Raw genomic sequence first — 18467 nt, forward strand, 5'->3', positions numbered from 1 at the left:
AGACCGTGACTGATCATTCGCCCCGAGTGATTCCGCGCATCGTTCACCAACTCGCCATTGGTCAGGCCGTACCGCCGAGCCTCGCAGCAGTGCGCGAGGCGCTGATCGCCGCCAATCCTAGCTGGGATTTCCGGCTGTACGACGGTGAGGCGATAGAACGCTTTATTGCGGCCGAATACGGGCCAGACATGCTGACGCGCTACCGTCGCATACGCCCCGAATACGGTGTGGCTCGCGCCGATCTAGCGCGTTACCTTCTCGTTTTCCGGCTAGGCGGGCTATATCTTGATCTCAAAAGTACTACCGACCGCCCATTGGACGAGGTTGTACGGCCCGACGACAGCTATCTCTTGTCGCAATGGCGCAACCGTCGTGGCGAGGAGCATTTCACCTGGGGGCTCCATCGCGAGCTGGCCGACGTGCCGGGCGGAGCGCTGCAGCAATGGTTCGTCGCCTCGGCGCCGGAGCACCCCTTTCTACAAGCGGTAATCGACGAGGTCTGCCATCGTATTGACCGCTATGATCCTTGGCGCGACGGGGTGGGCGGGACCGGAGTGTTCCACCTGACTGGGCCTATCGCCTACACGCGCGCGATCTGGTCAGTGAAGCACAAACATCCGCACCGCCTGCTGGCGAACGAGCGAGAGGCGGGGTTGATCTATTCTACGGGCGCAGGGCTCTCGCATCGCGCACTCGCAGCGGGTCACTATGCGCATCGGTGCGATCCGCTGGTAGGTGCGGCTCCAACGGGGCTCCAGGGGGTCATGCTCGCCGTTAGGCAGAAATTACGTGATTGGGCAGCGGTGTGGTGGCTGCGTAGGCAACGCGTCACTGGCTGGCTGTAAATCCGGATAGACGCTGCCGCGTAACACACTTGTTCGGCAGCCTCCTTCTCAGACAGTTTATTACGGTATAGTTATGAGTGGCTTCTCAGATGCCGTCCGCGTGCGACCTATCAATGCAGGATCAAGGCGCGCGACATTAAAGTGAGTTTATAAATAAAATGGCGTGACCACGAAAAGGCCAGCTCGCAATGCTGGTCGATCAAAATGTCGCTAGGTGCGGGTGGGAGATGGCAGGTGGAACAAGGTGGGTGGGGCAATCGGAGAGGCGAGAGCCTCGCTTCGTGCTTGCATAGCCTCGGTGACAAATTCCGCAAACTCGCGCCTAAAACGCTCAACTGCGAAGCGCTGGACGTTTGCGCGGCATGCGGCCGGAGTAATCGCGTCTTCCTGCGCTTCCAGGTCCGCCACCGCGGCTGCAATCGCTTCAGGTGTTTGTTCGGAAAAGAACACGCCCGTTCGCTCCGATCCTGGCCGGCCACGGATCGTCTCTAGCGCACCGCCCTTGCCATACGCGATCACGGGCGTGCCGCACGCCTGCGCTTCCAACGGCGCGATGCCAAAGTCTTCCTCTGCCGCGAACAGGAACGCACGCGCGCGCTGCAGATAGTCGGTCACCACCGCGTCCGGCTGCTTGCCTAGTATCTGGACGTTGGGTCCAGCGACCGCCCGCACCGCGGACATTTCTGGCCCATCGCCGATGACCACCAGCTGCTTGTCAGGAAGGAGACGGAACGCCTCCACGATCAGAGGAATACGCTTGTAGGGCACCATACGCGACATGGTGACGTAGAAGTCCTCCTTGGTTTCGCGCAGGGTAAAGCGGTCGAGATCGACCGGGGGATAGATCACTGTGGAGGCTCGTCCATAGGCTTTACGAACGCGCCGCGCGATGAATCCAGAAATGGCAACAAAATGGTCAACGCCGTTCGCCGTGCGGCTGTCCCACTGGCGCATGTAGTGAAGGATCAATCGCGCGATCCACCCCTTCAGCCCGCTGGTTAATCCTGCTTCGGCCAGGTACTGGTGCTGGAGATCCCAAGCATAGCGGACCGGACTATAAGTATAAGCAACGTGGAGCTGGTCGGGACCGGTCACCACGCCCTTGGCGACCGATGCAGTCGAGCTGATCACAAGATCGTAGCCGGTTACGTCAAACTGCTCCACTGCCAGCGGCATCAGCGGCAGGTAGGACCGGTAATGCTTGCGCGCGCCCGGCAACCCCTGGACGAAGCTCGTCCTGATGCGATGCCCCTTGAGGAACCCGCGTTCCGCCTCTGGCAAGAAGTCCACGATGCAAAATAGGTCGGCTTGTGGATAGAGATCAAGGAATTGGTGCAGGCACGTCTCGGCCCCTCCCTTCAACGTCAGCCAGTCGTGGACGATAGCAACTTTCATGGAGCGCTTTTCCTTGTGGCTACGCGCCGGCTCGGTAACAGCGCGAGGAATTGATTGGTAGCTCCAACACGCAGCAGCAGCGCGGTACTGACGAAGAACGCTCCCCCAAGAACCGACAGGATGGCGATGTTGATCAGACTTCCGAATTCAAGAAACGGTTTCACTGTCCCAATCAGCGCCACCATGGCCAAGGTTAGCAGGGCCGGGCCGCGCAGATCCCATAGCTGCTCAAAGGGCGAATAGCCGGTGAAGCGGCCAGATACAGTCGCATTTACTGCAAAGGACAGGCACAGAAAGGCGGCCTGACTGACAGCTAGACCAATCACGCCGCCATAGATGCTAGCTAGACAGACGATCAGGATCCCGATCGCCTTCTTGATCATCTCAGTTTTCAGATAAAGTTCGGACCGCCCTCTGGCGAGCGTCATTTGGACGTTGACCGCGTTCATGGGGATCAGAAGACCGCCGATCGCGAGAATACGGAGAATGGGTGCGGCAGGCAGCCACTTGGGGCCGTAAAGTACGTCGATGATTAGGTCGGGCATTGCCACGAGTGCACCCATCAGCGGTAGGTTGCCCATCATAGCGACCCCCTGGGCCAGCTGCACTCCGCTACGCAGCTCCGCCGGGTCGGATTTGGTTGACAGTACGGGAAGGGTTACGCGCGTGATCACCAGCGTCAACACGTTGGCGGGCAATATCTGGAGGTTCTGCCCTCGGTTGAAGTAGCCTAGGTCCCGCGCGCCGTAGAGCTTACCTATCACCAGCGCGAAACCCTGCTGATAGGCGACCTCCAACAGGTTCGACAAAGACAGAAAGAATCCGAACCGGACCAGCGGTCGCGCAGCGGCGATCGATGTGCCGCGCAGCGGCCGCCAGCCACTCAGCAGCCACAGCAGCACAACGTTGATTACCGCGTGTGCCAACGCCTGCCAAGCGAAGGTCCAGATGCCGACGCCGTTTATTGCGAGCACCACGGCCAAAAGCCCGCTCAGCACGGAGGCTGTCAGCCCCGACTTGGCGAGAAGGTCAAATCGCAGGTGACGCTGCATCAGCGATCCCGGTACCGCGGCCATGGCGTTGATCGGAACAATGATGGCGCTGACGTAAAGGAGATGTTCCAGCACTGGATGACCGAACATTCGGGCCACGGATGGCGCCATAGCAGCGATCGCGCCGCCAAGCACGAACGCTGCTATGCCGTTGTACCAAAAAACTGCGGTTTCCTCGGCTCGACTGATCTCTGCCCGCTGTACGAGCGCCGAACAAAACCCACCATCAACGAGGACACTGGAAAGCGCGATGAACACGGCAGTCAGCGCATAAATGCCGAAATCGGTCGGAGACAGAATTCGCGCTAGGACGATTGAGACGCCGAACTGAACGCCGAAGCGTAATCCCGCGTCAAAGCCACTCCACAGCCCTGCGGATAGAATTTTAGCTCTGAAGGATGTCATGGATGATCACTTGTGTGCACGCCCGCGCGTTTGGCGGCAAAAGCGCTGCAACGCAACGGGGTGACAGTAGCCACCCGGTTTCTCATTAGAGCGGGATGTTAGCTTCCGGTGGGCTAAGCCTCACGAACCATCGAAATATCGGTTTCGAAATTTGCATCTTTTTCCGATGTGATCACCTCGCCTTATGCATCCACGTCAGCGTGTCGGCAAGATCGCGCGGGCGCCAGGCGGGCAGCGCCGCTTGCAGCCGCGTAGCATCGCCGCCCAGCACCGCCACGTCGTTCGCCCGCACAAAAGCAGGATTCACTTTAATCTCGGGGCGATAACCACTGAGCTCGGCCAGGATGTTGAGGATTTCGTCTATTGACCATAGTGTACCGGTCGCGATGTTAAGCGTGGCGGGTGGAGCTATTTCGACGGTCGCCAAGCCGGCATAAGCGTCGGCCACCGCGCGTACGTCGCCAAAGTCGCGTTTGACCCACAGGTTGCCCAATTCGATCACCTCTGCATGGTGCTGGAAGTGGCTGACGATCTTGGGGATCAGGTACTCCGTCCCTTGACCAATCCCTGTATAGTTGAACGGCCGAGTCGTGACGATCTCCAACTGGTCGCTCCAGCGTCGTGCGCCCCATTCCATCGCCAACTTGCTAATAGCATAATGATTAGCCGGGTTAGTCGGCGCATCTTCGGCGATCAGCCCCTCGGCACCGAAACCATATACCTGCGCGCTGCTAGCCAGCACGCAGCGCGCACCTGGTCGGTGTCGCGCGATCGCGTCAAGAAGATTAAAGGTGCCAAGCTGGTTGACTTTGTAGAAGGCTTCCCAATCCCGAGCATCAACGAAGGCCTTAGCGGCGAGATGGATTACGCGGTCGAAATCAGCCTCTGCCACAGCACGATCAACCGCAGCCGCGTCAGTGAGTTCGGCTTCTAGGGGGACACAGGTCGCACCAGCCTGTGTCAACGCTTCAGCGACGAAGCATCCGGTAAAACCGCTGGCACCGGTCAACGCGACACGCATTAGAACGACCAGCCAGCCTTGTTGCGCCGCATGTCGGCTTCCACCATCAGTTGGGCGAGTTCCTCTAACTGCACGATGGGTTCCCAGCCGAGATCTGCCTTGGCTTTGGCCGGATCACCAATCAGCAACTCCACCTCGGCCGGACGATAGAATTGCGGATTGACGCGCACGAGCAGCTTGCCGGTTTTGGCATCGGTGCCGGTCTCGTTCTCTTCGCTGCCGGACCAAACGATCTCGACGTCCACCTGCTTGAAGGCCAGCGTGACGAAATCGCGCACCGTCTCGGTCCGGTTAGTGGCAAGAACATAAGTGTCCGGCGTGTCGTGCTGCAGCATCAGCCGCATGCCCTCGACATAATCCTTGGCATAGCCCCAGTCGCGCTTGGCATCAAGATTGCCGAGCTCCAGCAACTCCGCCTTCCCGAGCGCGATCTTAGCGACCGTGTCGGTGATCTTGCGCGTCACGAACTCGCGACCGCGTAGCGGGCTTTCGTGGTTGAATAGGATGCCACTGGTGCCGAAGATGCCGAAGCTCTCACGATAGTTCACCGTCAACCAGTGAGCGTAAAGCTTGGCGACGCCATAGGGGCTGCGCGGGTAAAAGGGCGTGTCCTCCGTCTGCGGTATCGCTTGCACCTTCCCGAACATCTCCGACGTCGATGCTTGATAGAAGCGGATGTCACGATTGACCGTTCGGATCGCCTCCAAAAGATAGGCGGCACCAAGACCCGTGATCGCGCCCGTCGTAATAGGCTGGTCGAACGAGACGCCGACAAAACTCTGCGCGGCTAGGTTGTAGACTTCGGTCGCCTCCGACATTTCGATCAGGCGGATCGCCGAACCCATGTCAGTGAGATCGTATTCGACCAGCTTCAGGTTCGGGTGCTGGCTAATGCCGAGTTCGTCGATGCGCCAGAAATTGACCGAACTGGTACGACGATAGGTGCCATAGACCGTGTAGCCGCGGCCCAGCAGGTTCTCGGCGAGATAGGCGCCGTCCTGGCCGCTGATCCCGGTGACGATGGCGGTTTTGGTCACAAATTTCCCTCGCTTGGTGGTCGGTCGAATGATGATGGCGACTGACTCGAATCCGACTGTAGAGTTGGTTGCGCCACTTATCCAGATTGTCGTTGGAATCCGGCTCCTTGATTGCACATCAAACGTTCTTGGCCCTATGAGGCGATACGCTTTGCGCGAGAGGTGGAAAATGCGTTTTTTTGTTGCGGCATTGCTGGTGATGACAGCTGCGCCAGTGGTCCAGGCACAAAACACTCCTCCGAGACCGCGGCCGACTGAAACTACACCGCCGCCTGTCACAGAAGTCATCCCGGACGATCGCGCCAAGCCGTTGGCATCTTCGGATCAGACCGGCCGCATCGTTAGCAAGAACGAAGCATATAATCTCGGCCGCGCGGCAGAGGGCCGGCTTGGTGTACGGCTGGGTAATGACATGAGTTACCGGGTAACCGGCAACTAACGCAGCGGACCCGCAAAGCCGTGGCAGACGACGGCTGCTTCTGCCTCCTATCAGCCTAACGGCTACATGTCTAATTGTCGACAACTAGACATGTAGCAACCATTCTCTATCACCGACGCAGGCGTGTGCCGAGTTCTTGGCGGAGCAGCGCATCGCGCGGGCATTTCGCGCCCACCAACCGGGCGAACGCCTCAGCCCGAGCGTGGGTGTCGAGATTCCCCAACATCAGGCGCTGCGTGTCCTTAATCGCATAGAGCCGCCACCCGCGGGTCACCATGCAGTCTTCGATCGTCAGGGATCGTGCGGGCGCGCGATGGAGCACCGGCGCATTCGGTGGCGTCAACGCCCTCCCCTCGCCGCCATGGGTGCCGGTGGTGATCGTCCGGCAACGGCGCAGCTCGGCTGCCAGCTCCGCCGAGCTCGCTCCAGGCCGGTTGTAGAAACGCGTCGGCACCGCCTCCTGCGCGGTGGCGAGCAGCAGGACGAGCGGCAGCAACATGCGAGCCCTCCTTGGAACGCAAACCGGGGCGACGGCCTGCCCGCCGCCCCGATCCCCTTAAAAGCGCATCTTCACCCCCGCCCGATACGAGCGGTTGCGCACGTCGTCGCGGCCGACGGTCGCATCCGTCGCGACCGAGAATTCGAAGCGGTCGGCCGCATAGGCGAAGCCCGCCGAGATCTCGCCCCAGTTCTGGTCCTGGCCGGCCAGCTGGAACGGCGCGCGGATGCCGGTGCCGCCGGCGAGCCCCGCCTGGAACACGCCCGGCCGGTCTTCGAAATCATGGACGAAATAGGCCGAGACCACCGGCCGCAGCCCGGCCTGATCGGCGTCGAGATGCAGCCCTGCCCGCCCCTGGAGACTCAGGAACTTGTCCTCGTCGAGGAACAGCGCAGGCCCGGTGCCGGTCTCGGCGATATCCGTGAAGTCGATCCGGCTCGCGCGGATCGCCACCCGCGGCGCGATGCGCAGCATCTCGCTGCCGAACGCATAGCTCGCGCCCACTTCGGTCGACAGCGCCAGCGCATTGTCCTTGCCGCGCAGGGAGTAGGCGGTGCCGACAAGGCTACCCGAACGCTGCGTCTCCGATTGGAAGACGCCCGCGCTGAACTGCGTGTCGAGCGCCGGGCCCAGGTCGCCGCCGAGCCGGCCATAGAGCGTGCCCTGGATCAGCGCGCCTTCGGTCAGGCGGCCGGCGCGGCGCTCGCCATCGATGTCCGAATAGGACAGGCCGAAGCCCAGCACGCCCGTGTCGCTCACCTGCGCCTCGACGCCGCCGGCGATGTAGAAGCCGTCGAAGGGGTCGCGCGTGCCGCCGACGACCGAGTTGGGCATCGCCCGGCTCGATCCTTCCAGATAGCCCCCCGCCAGATAGGCGGAGACGGTGCTGGGCAGCATTCCGTCGCGGACATAGGCGGTAGGCGTGTCGCTGACGGTGTCGGCCTGGCCCGGCATGACAATCGCATTGGCCGCGAACTCGAGCGGCTTGCCGATCATCGCGACCTGACCGCCGGCAAAGCTGCCCGGGCGCATGGCGGCGGTCCGCTCGCGATAGAAGCGCGCCATATTGTCCATCGCGACCGTGCCGATCGCGCGGCGGGTCGTCTCGGTGGTCGGGGCCAGATCCTCCAGCCCGGCGCGGATCGCGCCGACGCTCGCCAGGTCGAGCACGCCATAGGTGTCGGCAAGCGCATCATAGGCCGAGCGGTTGCCGTCGAGCAGTCGCGCATAGGCGGTCTGCACCGGCGTTCCCGCCACCACGCTGGCATAGGGCCGCGCGGCGATCGTCGCCTGCACCTGGTCCGCGCCATAGCGGAGTTCGGGATACAGGATCGCGCTGAACGACGTGGCGGCATCGAAGCTGCCGGTGATGCCGTCCGACGCGGTCAGCACCGTGTAGCTGCTGCCATAGCGCGGCAGCTGGCCAAGGGCACGCAGCGTCAGCGTACCGCCCAGCTCCGCCTGCTCGACGGCGAGCCGGTCCGAGCTGCCGCTGGCGCCGATGTCGATCAACAGCGTGCTGCCCGCTGCCAGCGTCGCGGTACCCGCCACCGTCAGCGTGCCGATCGCGCCGGCACTGCCCGGCGCCACCGTGCCGCCGGCTTCGGCGACCAGCGAAGCGAGCGTGCCGTTGCCGCCCAGGGTACCGCCGCTCGCGACCGTCAGCGCCGACCGCGTGAGGCTGCCGTCGACGGTCAGCAGGCCCTGCTCGGCCCGGGTCGGCCCGCTGTAGCGGTTGGTGCCGGCCAGGATCAGCTCGCCGCCGCCGCGCTTGGTGAGGCCGCCGATGTCGCCCGAAAAGCCTTCCAGCACGTCGTCCGAATAGCGGTCGCGCGCGTCGTCGATGTCGTTGGACCACAGGTCCACCGTGCCGGTGGCGACCGCCACTTCGCGCGTCGCGCGCAGCGCGGTCGGCCCGCGCAGCGCGGTGCCCATCTGCGGCGCGCCCCAGCCCGAAGTCAGGTCCACGCCCGGCGTGTCGAGGTCGCGCGAGCTCGACACCAGAATGTCGGAGATCAGCGCGGTGTTGTATTCCGGAAAAGCCTGCATCAGCAGCGCGGCGAAGCCCGAGACGTTGGGCGCAGCCATCGACGTGCCCGTCAGCACCTCATAACCGGGGCCGGGATAGGTGACGAAACGATCGAGCTCGGCCGTGATCAACGCGTCCGCCTGCGTCAGCACCGCCGCCGCGACGTCGGTGCCGAACAGATCCGCATTCGAAACCAGGATGTTGGCAAGCGTCGAGGTATAGCCGTCCGGATCGCCACCGACGAAGCGGGCGCCATAGGCGAGCGAAATCCCCACCGCCTGCTGCGCAAGCAGGCGGGCCTCGGCTGCCTTGTCGAACTCGCGACCCGCAAGCTCCGCCTCATACTGGCGATCGAGATAGCCGTTGAGCGCATCGATCCAGGCGTTGGTGGCGGCATTCTGCAGCTGCGCGACGGTCCGTGCGGCATAGATGCCCGGATAGGCCGCCGGCGTGTAGGTCGCGCGGATCGCGTCGGTATCGACAATAGAGGTGTTCGCGCTGGAGATGATGTCGCTGCCCGGCCCAGAGACGCACCAGGTCGCTGTGCGGCCGCACAGGCTGGTGCTGTCGGCCGCGGTGCCGTCGTCCAGGTAGTTGGCGACCGACAGCCAGTTGCCGCGCAGCCGCGGGTCGTTAAGCGGGCTCACCGCATCGATGCTGGCGTGGACGCCATATCCGTTGCCGGCGGAGAAGACGACGAGAACGTCGTTGTCGAGCACCGGCTTGTAGTAATCGCCCAGATCCTCGGCGAACTCGGCGCGCACGTCGGCCAGCGACGCGTCGAAGGGCAGCGAGGTGCCCGAGCCCCAGCTGTTGTTGATGATCCGCACCTTGCCGGTGCTCGCCAGGTCGATGATGTTCTGCTGCGCGGTGGCGACGTTATCGCCATCGAGGATCTGGTCCTTCCACCACAGGAAGTCGCCGGCGGCGAAGTTGGTGGTCGCCGCCAGGATGCTGGCGCCATAGGCGTTGCCGAAGCTCAGCTCGCCCTCGACGCGCGAACCCGCGGCGGTGCCGGCGACATGGGTGCCGTGGATCTCCCACGGGCGGCGCGGATTGACGCGACCGTTGTTGCCATATTCAGGCGGCACCCCGGTATCGAGGCCGCTGATCTTGCCTTCGCCGCCGAACACCGGGTGCTCGAACAGGACGCCGGCGTCGTTGATGCCGATCGTCTGCCCCGCGCCGGTCACGCCCATCACATAGGCATATTCCAGCCCCAGATAGCTCTTGCTGTAGTCGACCGTGAACTGCGCATCCTGGCGCCAGCTTTCGAGGGCGGCTTCATAGTCGGCGGTACGCGCGCCGTCGGCCATGTAATAGCCGCCGGTGGGCGGCGGCGGGGCCGCCTCCTGCGCCGCGGCGGGCAGTCCGATCAGGCAGGTGGTGCACAGGGCCAGGGCGGACAAGCCGAGGCGCCGGGACGTACGACGGGAAACAACGGCCATTCAGATACCCCCTGTTGCATGGCGCTTGTTCTCGCGCCCGAAACGGGAGCCTATTCGTAAGCCCGGAAGCTTGTCCACGCGCAAGCGTCATGGGGCTCAGACGAACGAAAATTGCGTCTTTTCCGCCACATGTCTTCGCCATACACATCCATACATGCATACGTGTCGACAAGTATGCACGGTTGCGCAAAGACGTTCGCGACATCGGAAGGGTGGGCAGATCAACATTCGCCTCGGACCGTCACAACGGTTCGCGTGTTGCAGACTATGCTAAACTGCACCGATGGTATGATCCAGTGGAGGCCGGCATGGCGACCGTGCGAAAGACCATCACCCTGACCGAGCAGCAGAATGCGTGGATCGCCGCCTAGGTCGACGCCGGCAGCTACACCAACGACAGCGAGGCGACCCGTGACCTGATCCGGCACGAGCAGGAGCGCGGTCTCCTTTGATGACCTCAAGGAAACAGGATCGCGGCATATTCCTGTGCGCCGTGCAGAACATGCACGATGACGACCCGCTCACTCTCGATCCGATAAAAGATCAGGTAGCTCTCATGAAGGCAGCGACGGACGCCGGCTGCTTCGTAGCGCTCGACGAGCGGGAAGCGGCGCGGCATTTCAGCGAGACTGAAACAACGCTCGCGCAACTCACGCACGAAACGGACTGCACGCGCCGGATGGTCGAGAGCGATGCGGTCGCCGATCTCCTCGATGTCTCGCGCGGCTTCGTCCGTGAGATGAACGATCACCCGGCGCGGTCTGCCGCCGCACGGTATTTTGCCTCCAGTCGGTCAAACACCGCGTCGGCGGGTTCTGCCCGGCCTTCCTCCGCGTCCGACAGGCCACGCGCGATCGAGAGATCGAGCGCGGCAAGCCGAGCCTCTCGATCCTGGATCAGGCGAACGCCCTCGCGGAGCACTTCGCTTTTGGAATTGTAGCGGCCGATCTCAACCAGCCTGGCAACGAACCCTTCGAGCTGCTGCCCTAAATCGGCGCTGATCATCGTCTGTCTCCCAATGCGCATAATAGGGCTTTATCAACAGTTGATAAAGCCCTCCACGCTGGAACGCGATGTGGGGAGGTGATCTCCAACGCCCGGTCAGTCCCCCAGCGGGCTTTCGCCATGCTTCCTGAGCACGTCGTTGAACGCCTCGGCCATCAACGCCTGGAGGCTGCGACCCTGGCGGCGGGCGAGCATGTGCATGGCCAGCGACATTTCGGGGCTGAAGAAGCCGGCGATCTGCTTGCGGCCCTCGCGGCTTGCCGGGCGTGGCGTTGTAGCCCTGCCCTGCTCGGTTTCCGCCAGGGTGGGCTGAGGCGCAGCGGCGGCAGGTGCTGCTGCCGGTGCGGCAGCCCCGCGCAGATTGGCAAAACTGGGCTTGCGGCTCATGCGGCGACCTTCTTCTTGAAACGGGGTGTAGGCATGTCGAGTTGTCGACACGTCCACTTGTAAAGTTCGCGCACCTCCTCGGCCGCCTTGCCGGCGGGCTCCAGCTCCATGACGGTGCGGCCTTCGGCGCTGGCATGGCGATAGGCGGCGCGATCGGGAAGCAGGATCGGGCACGGCGGCGTGCCGAAGCTCTCCACCAGCTCGCCGGCCTCCTGGTAGATGCGCGGCGCGTTCGGAGGCCCGGCGGTGAAGACCACGAACGCGGGCTTGCGCAGCAGCTGGACGAGCTTGGCCGTGGTCTGGATCGCGGACAGGTCAAAGGCGCTCGGCCGGCACGGGATCAGCACCAGGTCGGCGATCTCGACGGCGGCGCGCGCGGCGCTGTCGGCGTGCGGCGGGGTGTCGATCACGACCACCTCGGCCCCCTGCCCTTGCGCCTGCGCGACCTTGGCGGCGAGCCTGGGCGGTGGGCTGTCGATCACCTCGGGCGGCGCGTCCTGGCGCCACGCCGCCCATTGGCTGGCGGTCGCCTGGGGATCGGTGTCGATAATGAGCGAGACGCGGCCCGCATCCTGAGCGGCGGCGGCCAGGTGCAGCGACAGGGTGGTTTTCCCCGCGCCCCCCTTCTGGCTGATGATGGCAATCGTCGGCATGACGACTATCCTACATGTCTACAAATCGACAGTCCAACACGAAACGTCGTGGTTCCGCATGCGTACCAGGCGCGGTTGGTCCTGCCCTGCCCGCTTGCTCCCGCCGGGGAGCATTGCGACGGCGTAGCCGGCGCTTCGGCAGTAGGACTAGTGAAGGAGTTGCGATCGGGTGGAATGCGTTCGGCATGGGGTCGTCAGGCCAGACGCCGGCGACCGGCTAGGTCGGCGACTTTCATTCCTTTCAAATTAGACTGGATGAGCGGTTCCGAATGGTTTTGAGACTCACGCTCCTGACCATCGATGCGAGCGCCGAGCTTCGCGAGCACCTTGCCGAGCGCGCCGCCGACCGTGACCTCCGCCAGCTCGCGACACGTCAGCTGCGCACGCATCGCTGCCTGCTCCTCGGCACGGACCGCTGCCTGGTGCACGACATCGTCCGGCAAGGGTGCCGGGCGCAGCCAGCGCGGCAGATGCGCCAGCAGCCGCTGGGGCAGGGTAGGGCGATAGGCGTTGGAGGTCTGCTCGTAGCGCGGACCGGGCCCGTCGCCTTCGACCCGCTGGAAACGGCGCTGGCGAACCAGGAAGCCGGCGTTCTCCAGAATGTGCAGCGCACGCGCGACGGTGGCGCGGCCGAGCGCGGTGGCGGCGGCGAGATGATCGTAGCTGGGGTAGACGCGGCCGCGGTTCAGCCGGGCGAGCGTCAGCAGTTCCTCGTACACGCGCACTGCGCCCGCGGTCATGCCGGCGATCGCGCGCTCGGCCGCGGACAGGGTGCGCCCTTCAACCCGCACCGCGCGCTTGAGCCGGCGGCCCGCATCGAGCGCGGCACGTGCCATGCGCAGCAGCCGGTCGGTCTCGCCCTTGGCCGGCACCGTGAAGAAATGCTCCTCGAAACTTCCCGCCTCGACGCTGTCGCGCAGCACCGGCGCGCCGGTGCGGTGCGGCGCGCCCGAACGCGCGGGTTTCCGGCGCGCGGTGCCGCCGCCGAACCCGCCGAGCGCCAGCGCCGTCGCTTCCCCAAGGGTAAACGCTGTCATCTTCCATCCCCTCGATGGGGCTGGGACCGAGACAAAAAGAGGGCGTGGCGCGAAACGCGCATCCTTGAACCGGAGTTCGAACAGGCGTATCTGGAGGAGGTATTGCTGACCTCGGGTCGACGTTTGGCGACGTCGCTCCATCAAACCTGGGATGCCCGGCCTCGTGCCGGGCGTTTCTTTATGGGGTCACAGCCGCTTCCCGATCCTGTAGCCGGCACCAGCGCCGACCCAGTCCGATTTTCGCAGCAAAGTCGCTGCGTCGGAAGGGTTTACGGTTCGTGCTTTCGAGTAGGAAAGCACAAAAAAGTTCGTGCTTTCGGATAGGAAATGCCCGGTGGATTCGTGCTTTCGAGTAGGAAATCGACCGCAAATTCGTGCTTTCGAGTAGGAAATCAGGCGATCGATTCGACTGCTTCTGGCGTCGATTCGGGTGATTCGGTCGATTCGCCACCAAGCTCGGGCAGACGCGGGGTGATGACGACGCGCAGCGGGTTGGACTTGCGGCCGCGCCGGCCGGGCTCGGCGGTTGCAACGGTCTCGACCAGCTCGAGCTGATAGTCGGGGATCCCGTCGGCCGCGGCGATCTGCTTGAGCGCGTTGCGGAAGTTCGCCAGCGGGTTTTGATAGCCGATCTGGAGGCGGAAGGTGGCGAGATCGACCTCCATGCCCTCACTGTCGCAGGTCGAGCGCGCCACTTCGTAGATCCGCCGCTCGATCGGCCCGAGCTGGAAATAGGCGTGCGCATAGTTGAGCACCTGCCGATCGCGCAGGATTGCGCGAAACAGCCAGTCGCACAGCCGGACCTTGACCGCCTTCAGCCGCCGTTCGCCGGTCCGTGTCTTGGAATAATGCAGCCTCGCTTCCGACAGCCAGGAGAAGAAACCTTCCTCGCCTTCGCCGCCGGCTTCGATATTGGTCTTGATCTGAGTGCCCTGCAGTCGTTCCAGCGCCTCGGACAGCCGGCCATAGGAACGTGCCGAATGGTTGCTGCCGGTGACGCTGAACAGGTCGTGCGCGGTGAAGACGAAATCCTGCGCGACTTCTTCGCCGGCTTCGATCTTCGCCGCCATCAGGCTGGCGATGTAGAGGACGATTTCCTTGTCATAGATGGTCGCGACCCCGCTGGCGCTGGGCCGTACCTCGATCGAGACGCTTTCGGTATTGTAGGCCAGCGGCTTCATCCACGCGTTCTTGGCCAGTGCGAAGAAGGGGAACGCCATCAGCGACCGCTCGCCGCGGATTTCGCCCTGCAGCGGGCTGTCGAGCAGGAATAGCTCGCCCTGTGGCACCTGCTTGGCTTTGGGCTGGGGCTGGGGCTTGGCCTTGGGCTGGGGCTTGCCGCCCTTGGCGCGTAGGGAGGAGGGCGTCTTAGTCATGGCCTATTTCTACTCGAAAGCACGAATCTGCACAGCCCGGCGGGAAGGTGGCGAAGGGGAAAACGGCATCCGGAGCAGAACATTCGTGCTTTCGAGTATGAATTCCCATCCTGCCACAGTCTGCTCCGACTGAGGGGCGAAGACATGTCGACAAGCCGACATGTCCAGGCTCGCACCCGCGATCGCGTCAGAAGGCGTTGCGATGGAGGAGAACGCGGACCGTCAGCAGGATGATCTTCAGGTCGCGCCAGATCGACCAGTCCTCGAGATATTCGAGATCGGCCTGCAGCCGGTTCGTCAGGTCTGCCTCAAGGAGGGTCGCCCCGCGATAGCCACGGATCTGAGCCAAGCCAGTCACGCCAGGCTTGGCGGCGTGGCGGTGCCAGTAGCGGCCGTCGACCTCCCAGAAGAGCTTTTCGGCCGCCCGGGAGCCCAGCGCGTGCGGGCGCGGGCCGACGATGCTCATGTCGCCGATCAGCACGTTGAACAGCTGCGGGATCTCGTCGAGGCTGGTGCGGCGCAGGATACGGCCGACGCGGGTGATGCGGTCGTCGTCGCGCGAGGCAGAGCGATGGCCAGCGCCATCGCTCTGCTCGACGCGCATGCTGCGGAACTTCCAGATCCGGAACATCGCGTTGCCGCGGCCGATGCGCACCTGCTTGAACAGCACGGGGCCGGGGGAATCCCATTTGATCAACAACGCGATGATGCAAAGGAAGGGCGCGAGCAGGAGGATGCCCAACCCCGACACCACCACGTCAAAGCCGCGTTTGATGAAGCGGTCGAACAGCCCCAGCGGCCCTGCCGACACAATAACCGTAGGCGCCAAGCCCTCGGCCGACACGCCCAGCGGGGTTAGCGCATGGAGTTCGGGCACATAGATCTCGCCCTGGACGCTGGTGCCCTTGAGCGCGTGGGCCCAAGCGGCGCGATGCTCGGGGGCACACGCCACCACGACGCGATCGGCGCTGGCGACGATCTGGGCAAGCCGGTCGTACATCACCGGATCATGCTGTTCCGGGTCGAGGCTGTCGTCGATCGTCATGACGACCGAGAAATCCCCCGGGGGCAGGGGGGCACGGCCGTCGTGCAGCAGCATCACGCTGAACGGGTTGCCGCCGATCAGCGCCGCCAGATGGCGCACCAGCAGATAGCGCGCGGAGACGAGCAGCCCCAAGGTGGTGGCGGTGCCGGCGATCAGCACGCCGCGGGAGAAGGTCTGGCTGGTCTTGAGGCAATAGGCGATCAGGATCACCGCGCAGACGGACAGGAACAGCGCCTTGGCGCCCTTGGCCGCGGCGAGCAGCGGGCTCTGCAGATGATCCGCGGCATAAGCATGGTTGTAGAAGGCAGTGAACGCATACACCGGCAGCAGCGCCGCCAGGATGACGAGCCCTGTCTGGGTCTCAAGCCCGCGTAGATAGGCGGACAGCGCGAAGCCGGTAATCACGGAGAGCAAGTCTGCCACGATGACGCTGCAGCACGCTCGGATACGGAGGGTCGCAGCCTTGGGCTGCCATTTCGCTATGCGTGGCACGATCGGCTTGGTCACTTCAAATAAAAGACCATCCTTAGGCGAATCAAATGCCTTTGCCACGTTCGTGCTCGCTCTCAGTTTTGCTGCACTGCAGCTACCACCTCCACCAAGCAACCAACACCGCCTTCATGCCCCATAATGGGACCAACCGCCCCCAGCAGGCGACGCGCCGCGACACGGCCTCCGCTCCAGACCCTTGTAGTTGATGTGCGCACTGGCATCCTTGGATGCTTACAGATTTGGATAGCTTCAGAATTCACCGATGTGCGTGCGCTTCGCGCGCGGACCCGCCGGTGCAGATGCTCTACTTAGTTAAGGTTGCGGTCGCCCACTGTCATCGGCCGCAACCGCACGCCCAGGCTGATGACCAACGGCCAGAACAGCGTGTTGGCAAGGTCGCCGAGCGTGTCTTCCCAGCGCATACCATAGAGCAGATAATCCATCAGCTCGTTGGCTCCCTCGGCAATTACCACTGCTGCTAAGGGGATGAAGGTTCCCAAGGAGCGTCCGCTCACAAGCCGGACTACCAGCAGCACTGCCAGCCCCGCATGAATGTGGAGAATGGTGTCGGGCAGGCCCGTGCCGTCGCCGATCCAGTCGATCCAGGCATGGTAGCGCGCAGGCAAGCTCATGCTCCCCTCAGACGCGACCGGTCGCCGAAAGGCAAGAAGCAATCAACATGCTCGGTGTCGACATGTCTGCACGCATACAGTCCGACGCTGATGCATTCCTGTCCAGATCCGCGCGGGACCGCTAGCGCCGCTTGCAGTTCCTCTCCGCGGCTGCAAGGTGAAGCGCCTCATCAGGAGCCGTTATGCCCGAGATTGCTACCACGCCCTTTGCGGACCAGAAGCCCGGCACGTCCGGCCTGCGCAAGAAGGTGGGGGTGTTCCAGCAGCCGCATTATGCCGAGAACTTCATCCAATCGGTGTTCGACGCGATCGAAGCGCCAGCAGGCGCGACGCTGGTTGTCGGCGGCGATGGGCGATTCCACAACGGGACCGTGATTCAGACAGCGATCCGCATGGCGGCGGCCAACGGCTTTGGCCGGGTGGTGGTGGGCCAGGGCGGCATCCTGTCGACGCCGGCCGCCTCCAACCTGATCCGCCAGCGCCACGCTTTCGGCGGGCTGATCCTGTCGGCCAGCCACAATCCCGGCGGGCCGGACGGCGACTTCGGCATCAAGTATAATGTCGGAAACGGCGGCCCGGCGCCCGAGAAGATCACCGACGCCATCTTTGCGCGGACATGCGAGATCGAGCGCTATCGCATCGTCGAGGCGGCGGACGTCGACCTCGCGGCGTTGGGCGAGCAGCGCGTCGGCGAGCTCGTCGTCGAGGTGGTAGACCCGGTCGCCGACTATGCCGCACTGATGGAGCAGTTGTTCGATTTCGCCGCGATCCGCGCGATGATCGCCAGCGGCTTCCGGCTGAGCTTCGATGCGATGCACGCGGTCACTGGCCCCTATGCGCACGAGATCCTGGAGAACCGTCTGGGTGCCGCCAAGGGAACGGTGGTCAACGGCATTCCCCAGGAGAACTTCGGCGGCCATCACCCGGACCCCAATCTGGTCCATGCCCGCGACCTCTATGAGCGGATGATGGCGGCGGATGCGCCCGACTTCGGTGCGGCATCCGACGGCGACGGCGACCGCAACCTCATCATCGGGCGCGGCATCTTTGTGACGCCATCGGATTCGCTCGCGGCGCTGGCGGCCGATGCGCATCTGGCACCGGGCTATGTCGGCGGGCTCAAAGGCATCGCGCGCTCAATGCCGACCAGCCAGGCGGCCGACCGGGTCGCGGCCAAGCTCGGCATTCCGCTGCACGAGACGCCAACGGGGTGGAAGTTCTTCGGCAATTTGCTCGATGCCGGCATGGCGACGATCTGCGGCGAGGAAAGTGCGGGCACCGGCTCCGACCATGTCCGCGAGAAGGACGGGCTGTGGGCGGTGCTGCTGTGGCTCAACATCCTGGCGGTGCGCAAGATTCCGGTCGCCGAGCTGATGGCCGAGCATTGGCGGACCTATGGCCGCACCTATTACGCGCGCCATGATTATGAGGGGATCGCCACCAAGGGTGCCGACGCGCTGATGGCTGGGTTGCGCGAGCGGCTTGCGACCTTGCCGGGCGAGACGGTCGGCGACCTCACGGTCGAGGCGGCGGACGACTTTGCCTACACGGGGACCGGTGAGAGGATGGTCGAAAACGTACGCTAAGCGTCCCGGCTTTGCTGGTGGAGGCGCAGCGGCCTGAACCGCTCGCGAGGTTTGTCGATCTCGCCCCAGAGATAGTCGCCGGTG

15 protein-coding genes and 1 pseudogene are annotated in these 18467 nt (G+C 63.8%); 2 read left to right on the forward strand and 14 right to left on the reverse strand.

Going from position 1 to position 18467, the window contains the following annotated elements:
- The first annotated feature begins 5 nt into the window (after positions 1-5).
- On the forward strand, positions 6-845 hold the full coding sequence (locus tag MHZ35_RS14880) for a glycosyltransferase family 32 protein (protein WP_239436358.1): 840 nt from the start codon (positions 6-8) through the stop codon (positions 843-845).
- Between the two features lie 210 nt (positions 846-1055).
- On the opposite strand, the gene MHZ35_RS14885 is transcribed toward MHZ35_RS14880, so the two are convergent.
- From MHZ35_RS14885 to MHZ35_RS14950, 14 genes are all read right to left on the reverse strand, one after another.
- Positions 1056-2240, reverse strand: a complete 1185-nt coding sequence (locus MHZ35_RS14885; RefSeq protein WP_239436359.1) for a glycosyltransferase family 4 protein — start codon at positions 2238-2240, stop codon at positions 1056-1058.
- Entirely contained in the window at positions 2237-3697 is a 1461-nt protein-coding gene (locus MHZ35_RS14890; protein WP_239436360.1) for a lipopolysaccharide biosynthesis protein, read from the reverse strand. Before MHZ35_RS14890 ends, MHZ35_RS14885 begins: the two co-directional genes overlap by 4 nt.
- Positions 3698-3869: 172 nt before the next feature.
- Positions 3870-4706 carry a GDP-mannose 4,6-dehydratase gene (locus tag MHZ35_RS14895; RefSeq protein WP_239436361.1) on the reverse strand — a complete coding sequence of 279 codons (837 nt, stop codon included), beginning with the start codon at positions 4704-4706 and terminating at the stop codon, positions 3870-3872.
- Between the two features lie 11 nt (positions 4707-4717).
- On the reverse strand, positions 4718-5755 hold the full coding sequence (gene gmd, locus MHZ35_RS14900) for a GDP-mannose 4,6-dehydratase (RefSeq protein ID WP_239436362.1): 1038 nt from the start codon (positions 5753-5755) through the stop codon (positions 4718-4720).
- A 548-nt stretch (positions 5756-6303) separates the two neighbouring features.
- A complete protein-coding gene (locus MHZ35_RS14905; protein ID WP_239436363.1) occupies positions 6304-6693 on the reverse strand; it encodes a hypothetical protein in 390 nt (129 codons plus the stop codon).
- A gap of 57 nt (positions 6694-6750) precedes the next feature.
- Positions 6751-10170, reverse strand: coding sequence for a S8 family serine peptidase (locus MHZ35_RS14910; protein ID WP_239436364.1), 3420 nt, complete (start codon positions 10168-10170; stop codon positions 6751-6753).
- 457 nt (positions 10171-10627) lie between these two features.
- The gene (locus tag MHZ35_RS14915; RefSeq protein WP_239436365.1) at positions 10628-10921 is read right to left on the reverse strand and encodes a type II toxin-antitoxin system RelE/ParE family toxin; all 294 of its coding nucleotides are present in this window, start codon (positions 10919-10921) and stop codon (positions 10628-10630) included.
- Entirely contained in the window at positions 10918-11175 is a 258-nt protein-coding gene (locus MHZ35_RS14920) for a type II toxin-antitoxin system ParD family antitoxin (protein ID WP_239436366.1), read from the reverse strand. Before MHZ35_RS14920 ends, MHZ35_RS14915 begins: the two co-directional genes overlap by 4 nt.
- Positions 11176-11271: 96 nt before the next feature.
- Positions 11272-11562, reverse strand: coding sequence for a ribbon-helix-helix domain-containing protein (locus MHZ35_RS14925; protein WP_239436367.1), 291 nt, complete (start codon positions 11560-11562; stop codon positions 11272-11274).
- Positions 11559-12215, reverse strand: coding sequence for a ParA family partition ATPase (gene parA / locus MHZ35_RS14930; protein ID WP_239436368.1), 657 nt, complete (start codon positions 12213-12215; stop codon positions 11559-11561). The genes MHZ35_RS14925 and parA overlap by 4 nt, the downstream gene beginning before the upstream one ends.
- A gap of 194 nt (positions 12216-12409) precedes the next feature.
- Positions 12410-13252, reverse strand: a complete 843-nt coding sequence (locus MHZ35_RS14935) for a helix-turn-helix domain-containing protein (RefSeq protein ID WP_239436369.1) — start codon at positions 13250-13252, stop codon at positions 12410-12412.
- Positions 13253-13644: 392 nt separating this feature from the next.
- Positions 13645-14628 (reverse strand): replication initiator protein A, encoded by a 984-nt coding sequence (locus tag MHZ35_RS14940; protein ID WP_239436370.1) that lies wholly within the window; start codon positions 14626-14628, stop codon positions 13645-13647.
- 187 nt (positions 14629-14815) lie between these two features.
- Complete coding sequence (locus MHZ35_RS14945) at positions 14816-16096, reverse strand: exopolysaccharide biosynthesis polyprenyl glycosylphosphotransferase (protein ID WP_239436371.1); 1281 nt, start codon at positions 16094-16096, stop codon at positions 14816-14818.
- A 377-nt stretch (positions 16097-16473) separates the two neighbouring features.
- A complete protein-coding gene (locus MHZ35_RS14950; RefSeq protein WP_239436372.1) occupies positions 16474-16797 on the reverse strand; it encodes a hypothetical protein in 324 nt (107 codons plus the stop codon).
- A gap of 182 nt (positions 16798-16979) precedes the next feature.
- On the opposite strand from MHZ35_RS14950, the pseudogene MHZ35_RS14955 reads away from it, so the two are divergent.
- Positions 16980-18347 (forward strand): annotated as a pseudogene (locus tag MHZ35_RS14955) (alpha-D-glucose phosphate-specific phosphoglucomutase); the annotation flags it as partial.
- Between the last annotated feature and the right edge of the window lie 120 nt (positions 18348-18467).

Source organism: Sphingomonas sp. ACRSK (assembly GCF_022346685.1).
Lineage (GTDB): Bacteria > Pseudomonadota > Alphaproteobacteria > Sphingomonadales > Sphingomonadaceae > Sphingomonas > Sphingomonas molluscorum.

What these genes read in the sequence shown, in the direction of transcription:
- MHZ35_RS14885 (WP_239436359.1), bottom strand. Translation starts at nt 2,240, where the DNA reads ATGAAAGTTGCTATCGTCCACGACTGGCTGACGTTGAAGGGAGGGGCC.
- MHZ35_RS14890 (WP_239436360.1), bottom strand. Translation starts at nt 3,697, where the DNA reads ATGACATCCTTCAGAGCTAAAATTCTATCCGCAGGGCTGTGGAGTGGC.
- MHZ35_RS14905 (WP_239436363.1), bottom strand. Translation starts at nt 6,693, where the DNA reads ATGTTGCTGCCGCTCGTCCTGCTGCTCGCCACCGCGCAGGAGGCGGTG.
- MHZ35_RS14910 (WP_239436364.1), bottom strand. Translation starts at nt 10,170, where the DNA reads ATGGCCGTTGTTTCCCGTCGTACGTCCCGGCGCCTCGGCTTGTCCGCC.
- MHZ35_RS14920 (WP_239436366.1), bottom strand. Translation starts at nt 11,175, where the DNA reads ATGATCAGCGCCGATTTAGGGCAGCAGCTCGAAGGGTTCGTTGCCAGG.
- MHZ35_RS14925 (WP_239436367.1), bottom strand. Translation starts at nt 11,562, where the DNA reads ATGAGCCGCAAGCCCAGTTTTGCCAATCTGCGCGGGGCTGCCGCACCG.
- parA (WP_239436368.1), bottom strand. Translation starts at nt 12,215, where the DNA reads ATGCCGACGATTGCCATCATCAGCCAGAAGGGGGGCGCGGGGAAAACC.
- MHZ35_RS14935 (WP_239436369.1), bottom strand. Translation starts at nt 13,252, where the DNA reads ATGACAGCGTTTACCCTTGGGGAAGCGACGGCGCTGGCGCTCGGCGGG.
- MHZ35_RS14940 (WP_239436370.1), bottom strand. Translation starts at nt 14,628, where the DNA reads ATGACTAAGACGCCCTCCTCCCTACGCGCCAAGGGCGGCAAGCCCCAG.
- MHZ35_RS14950 (WP_239436372.1), bottom strand. Translation starts at nt 16,797, where the DNA reads ATGAGCTTGCCTGCGCGCTACCATGCCTGGATCGACTGGATCGGCGAC.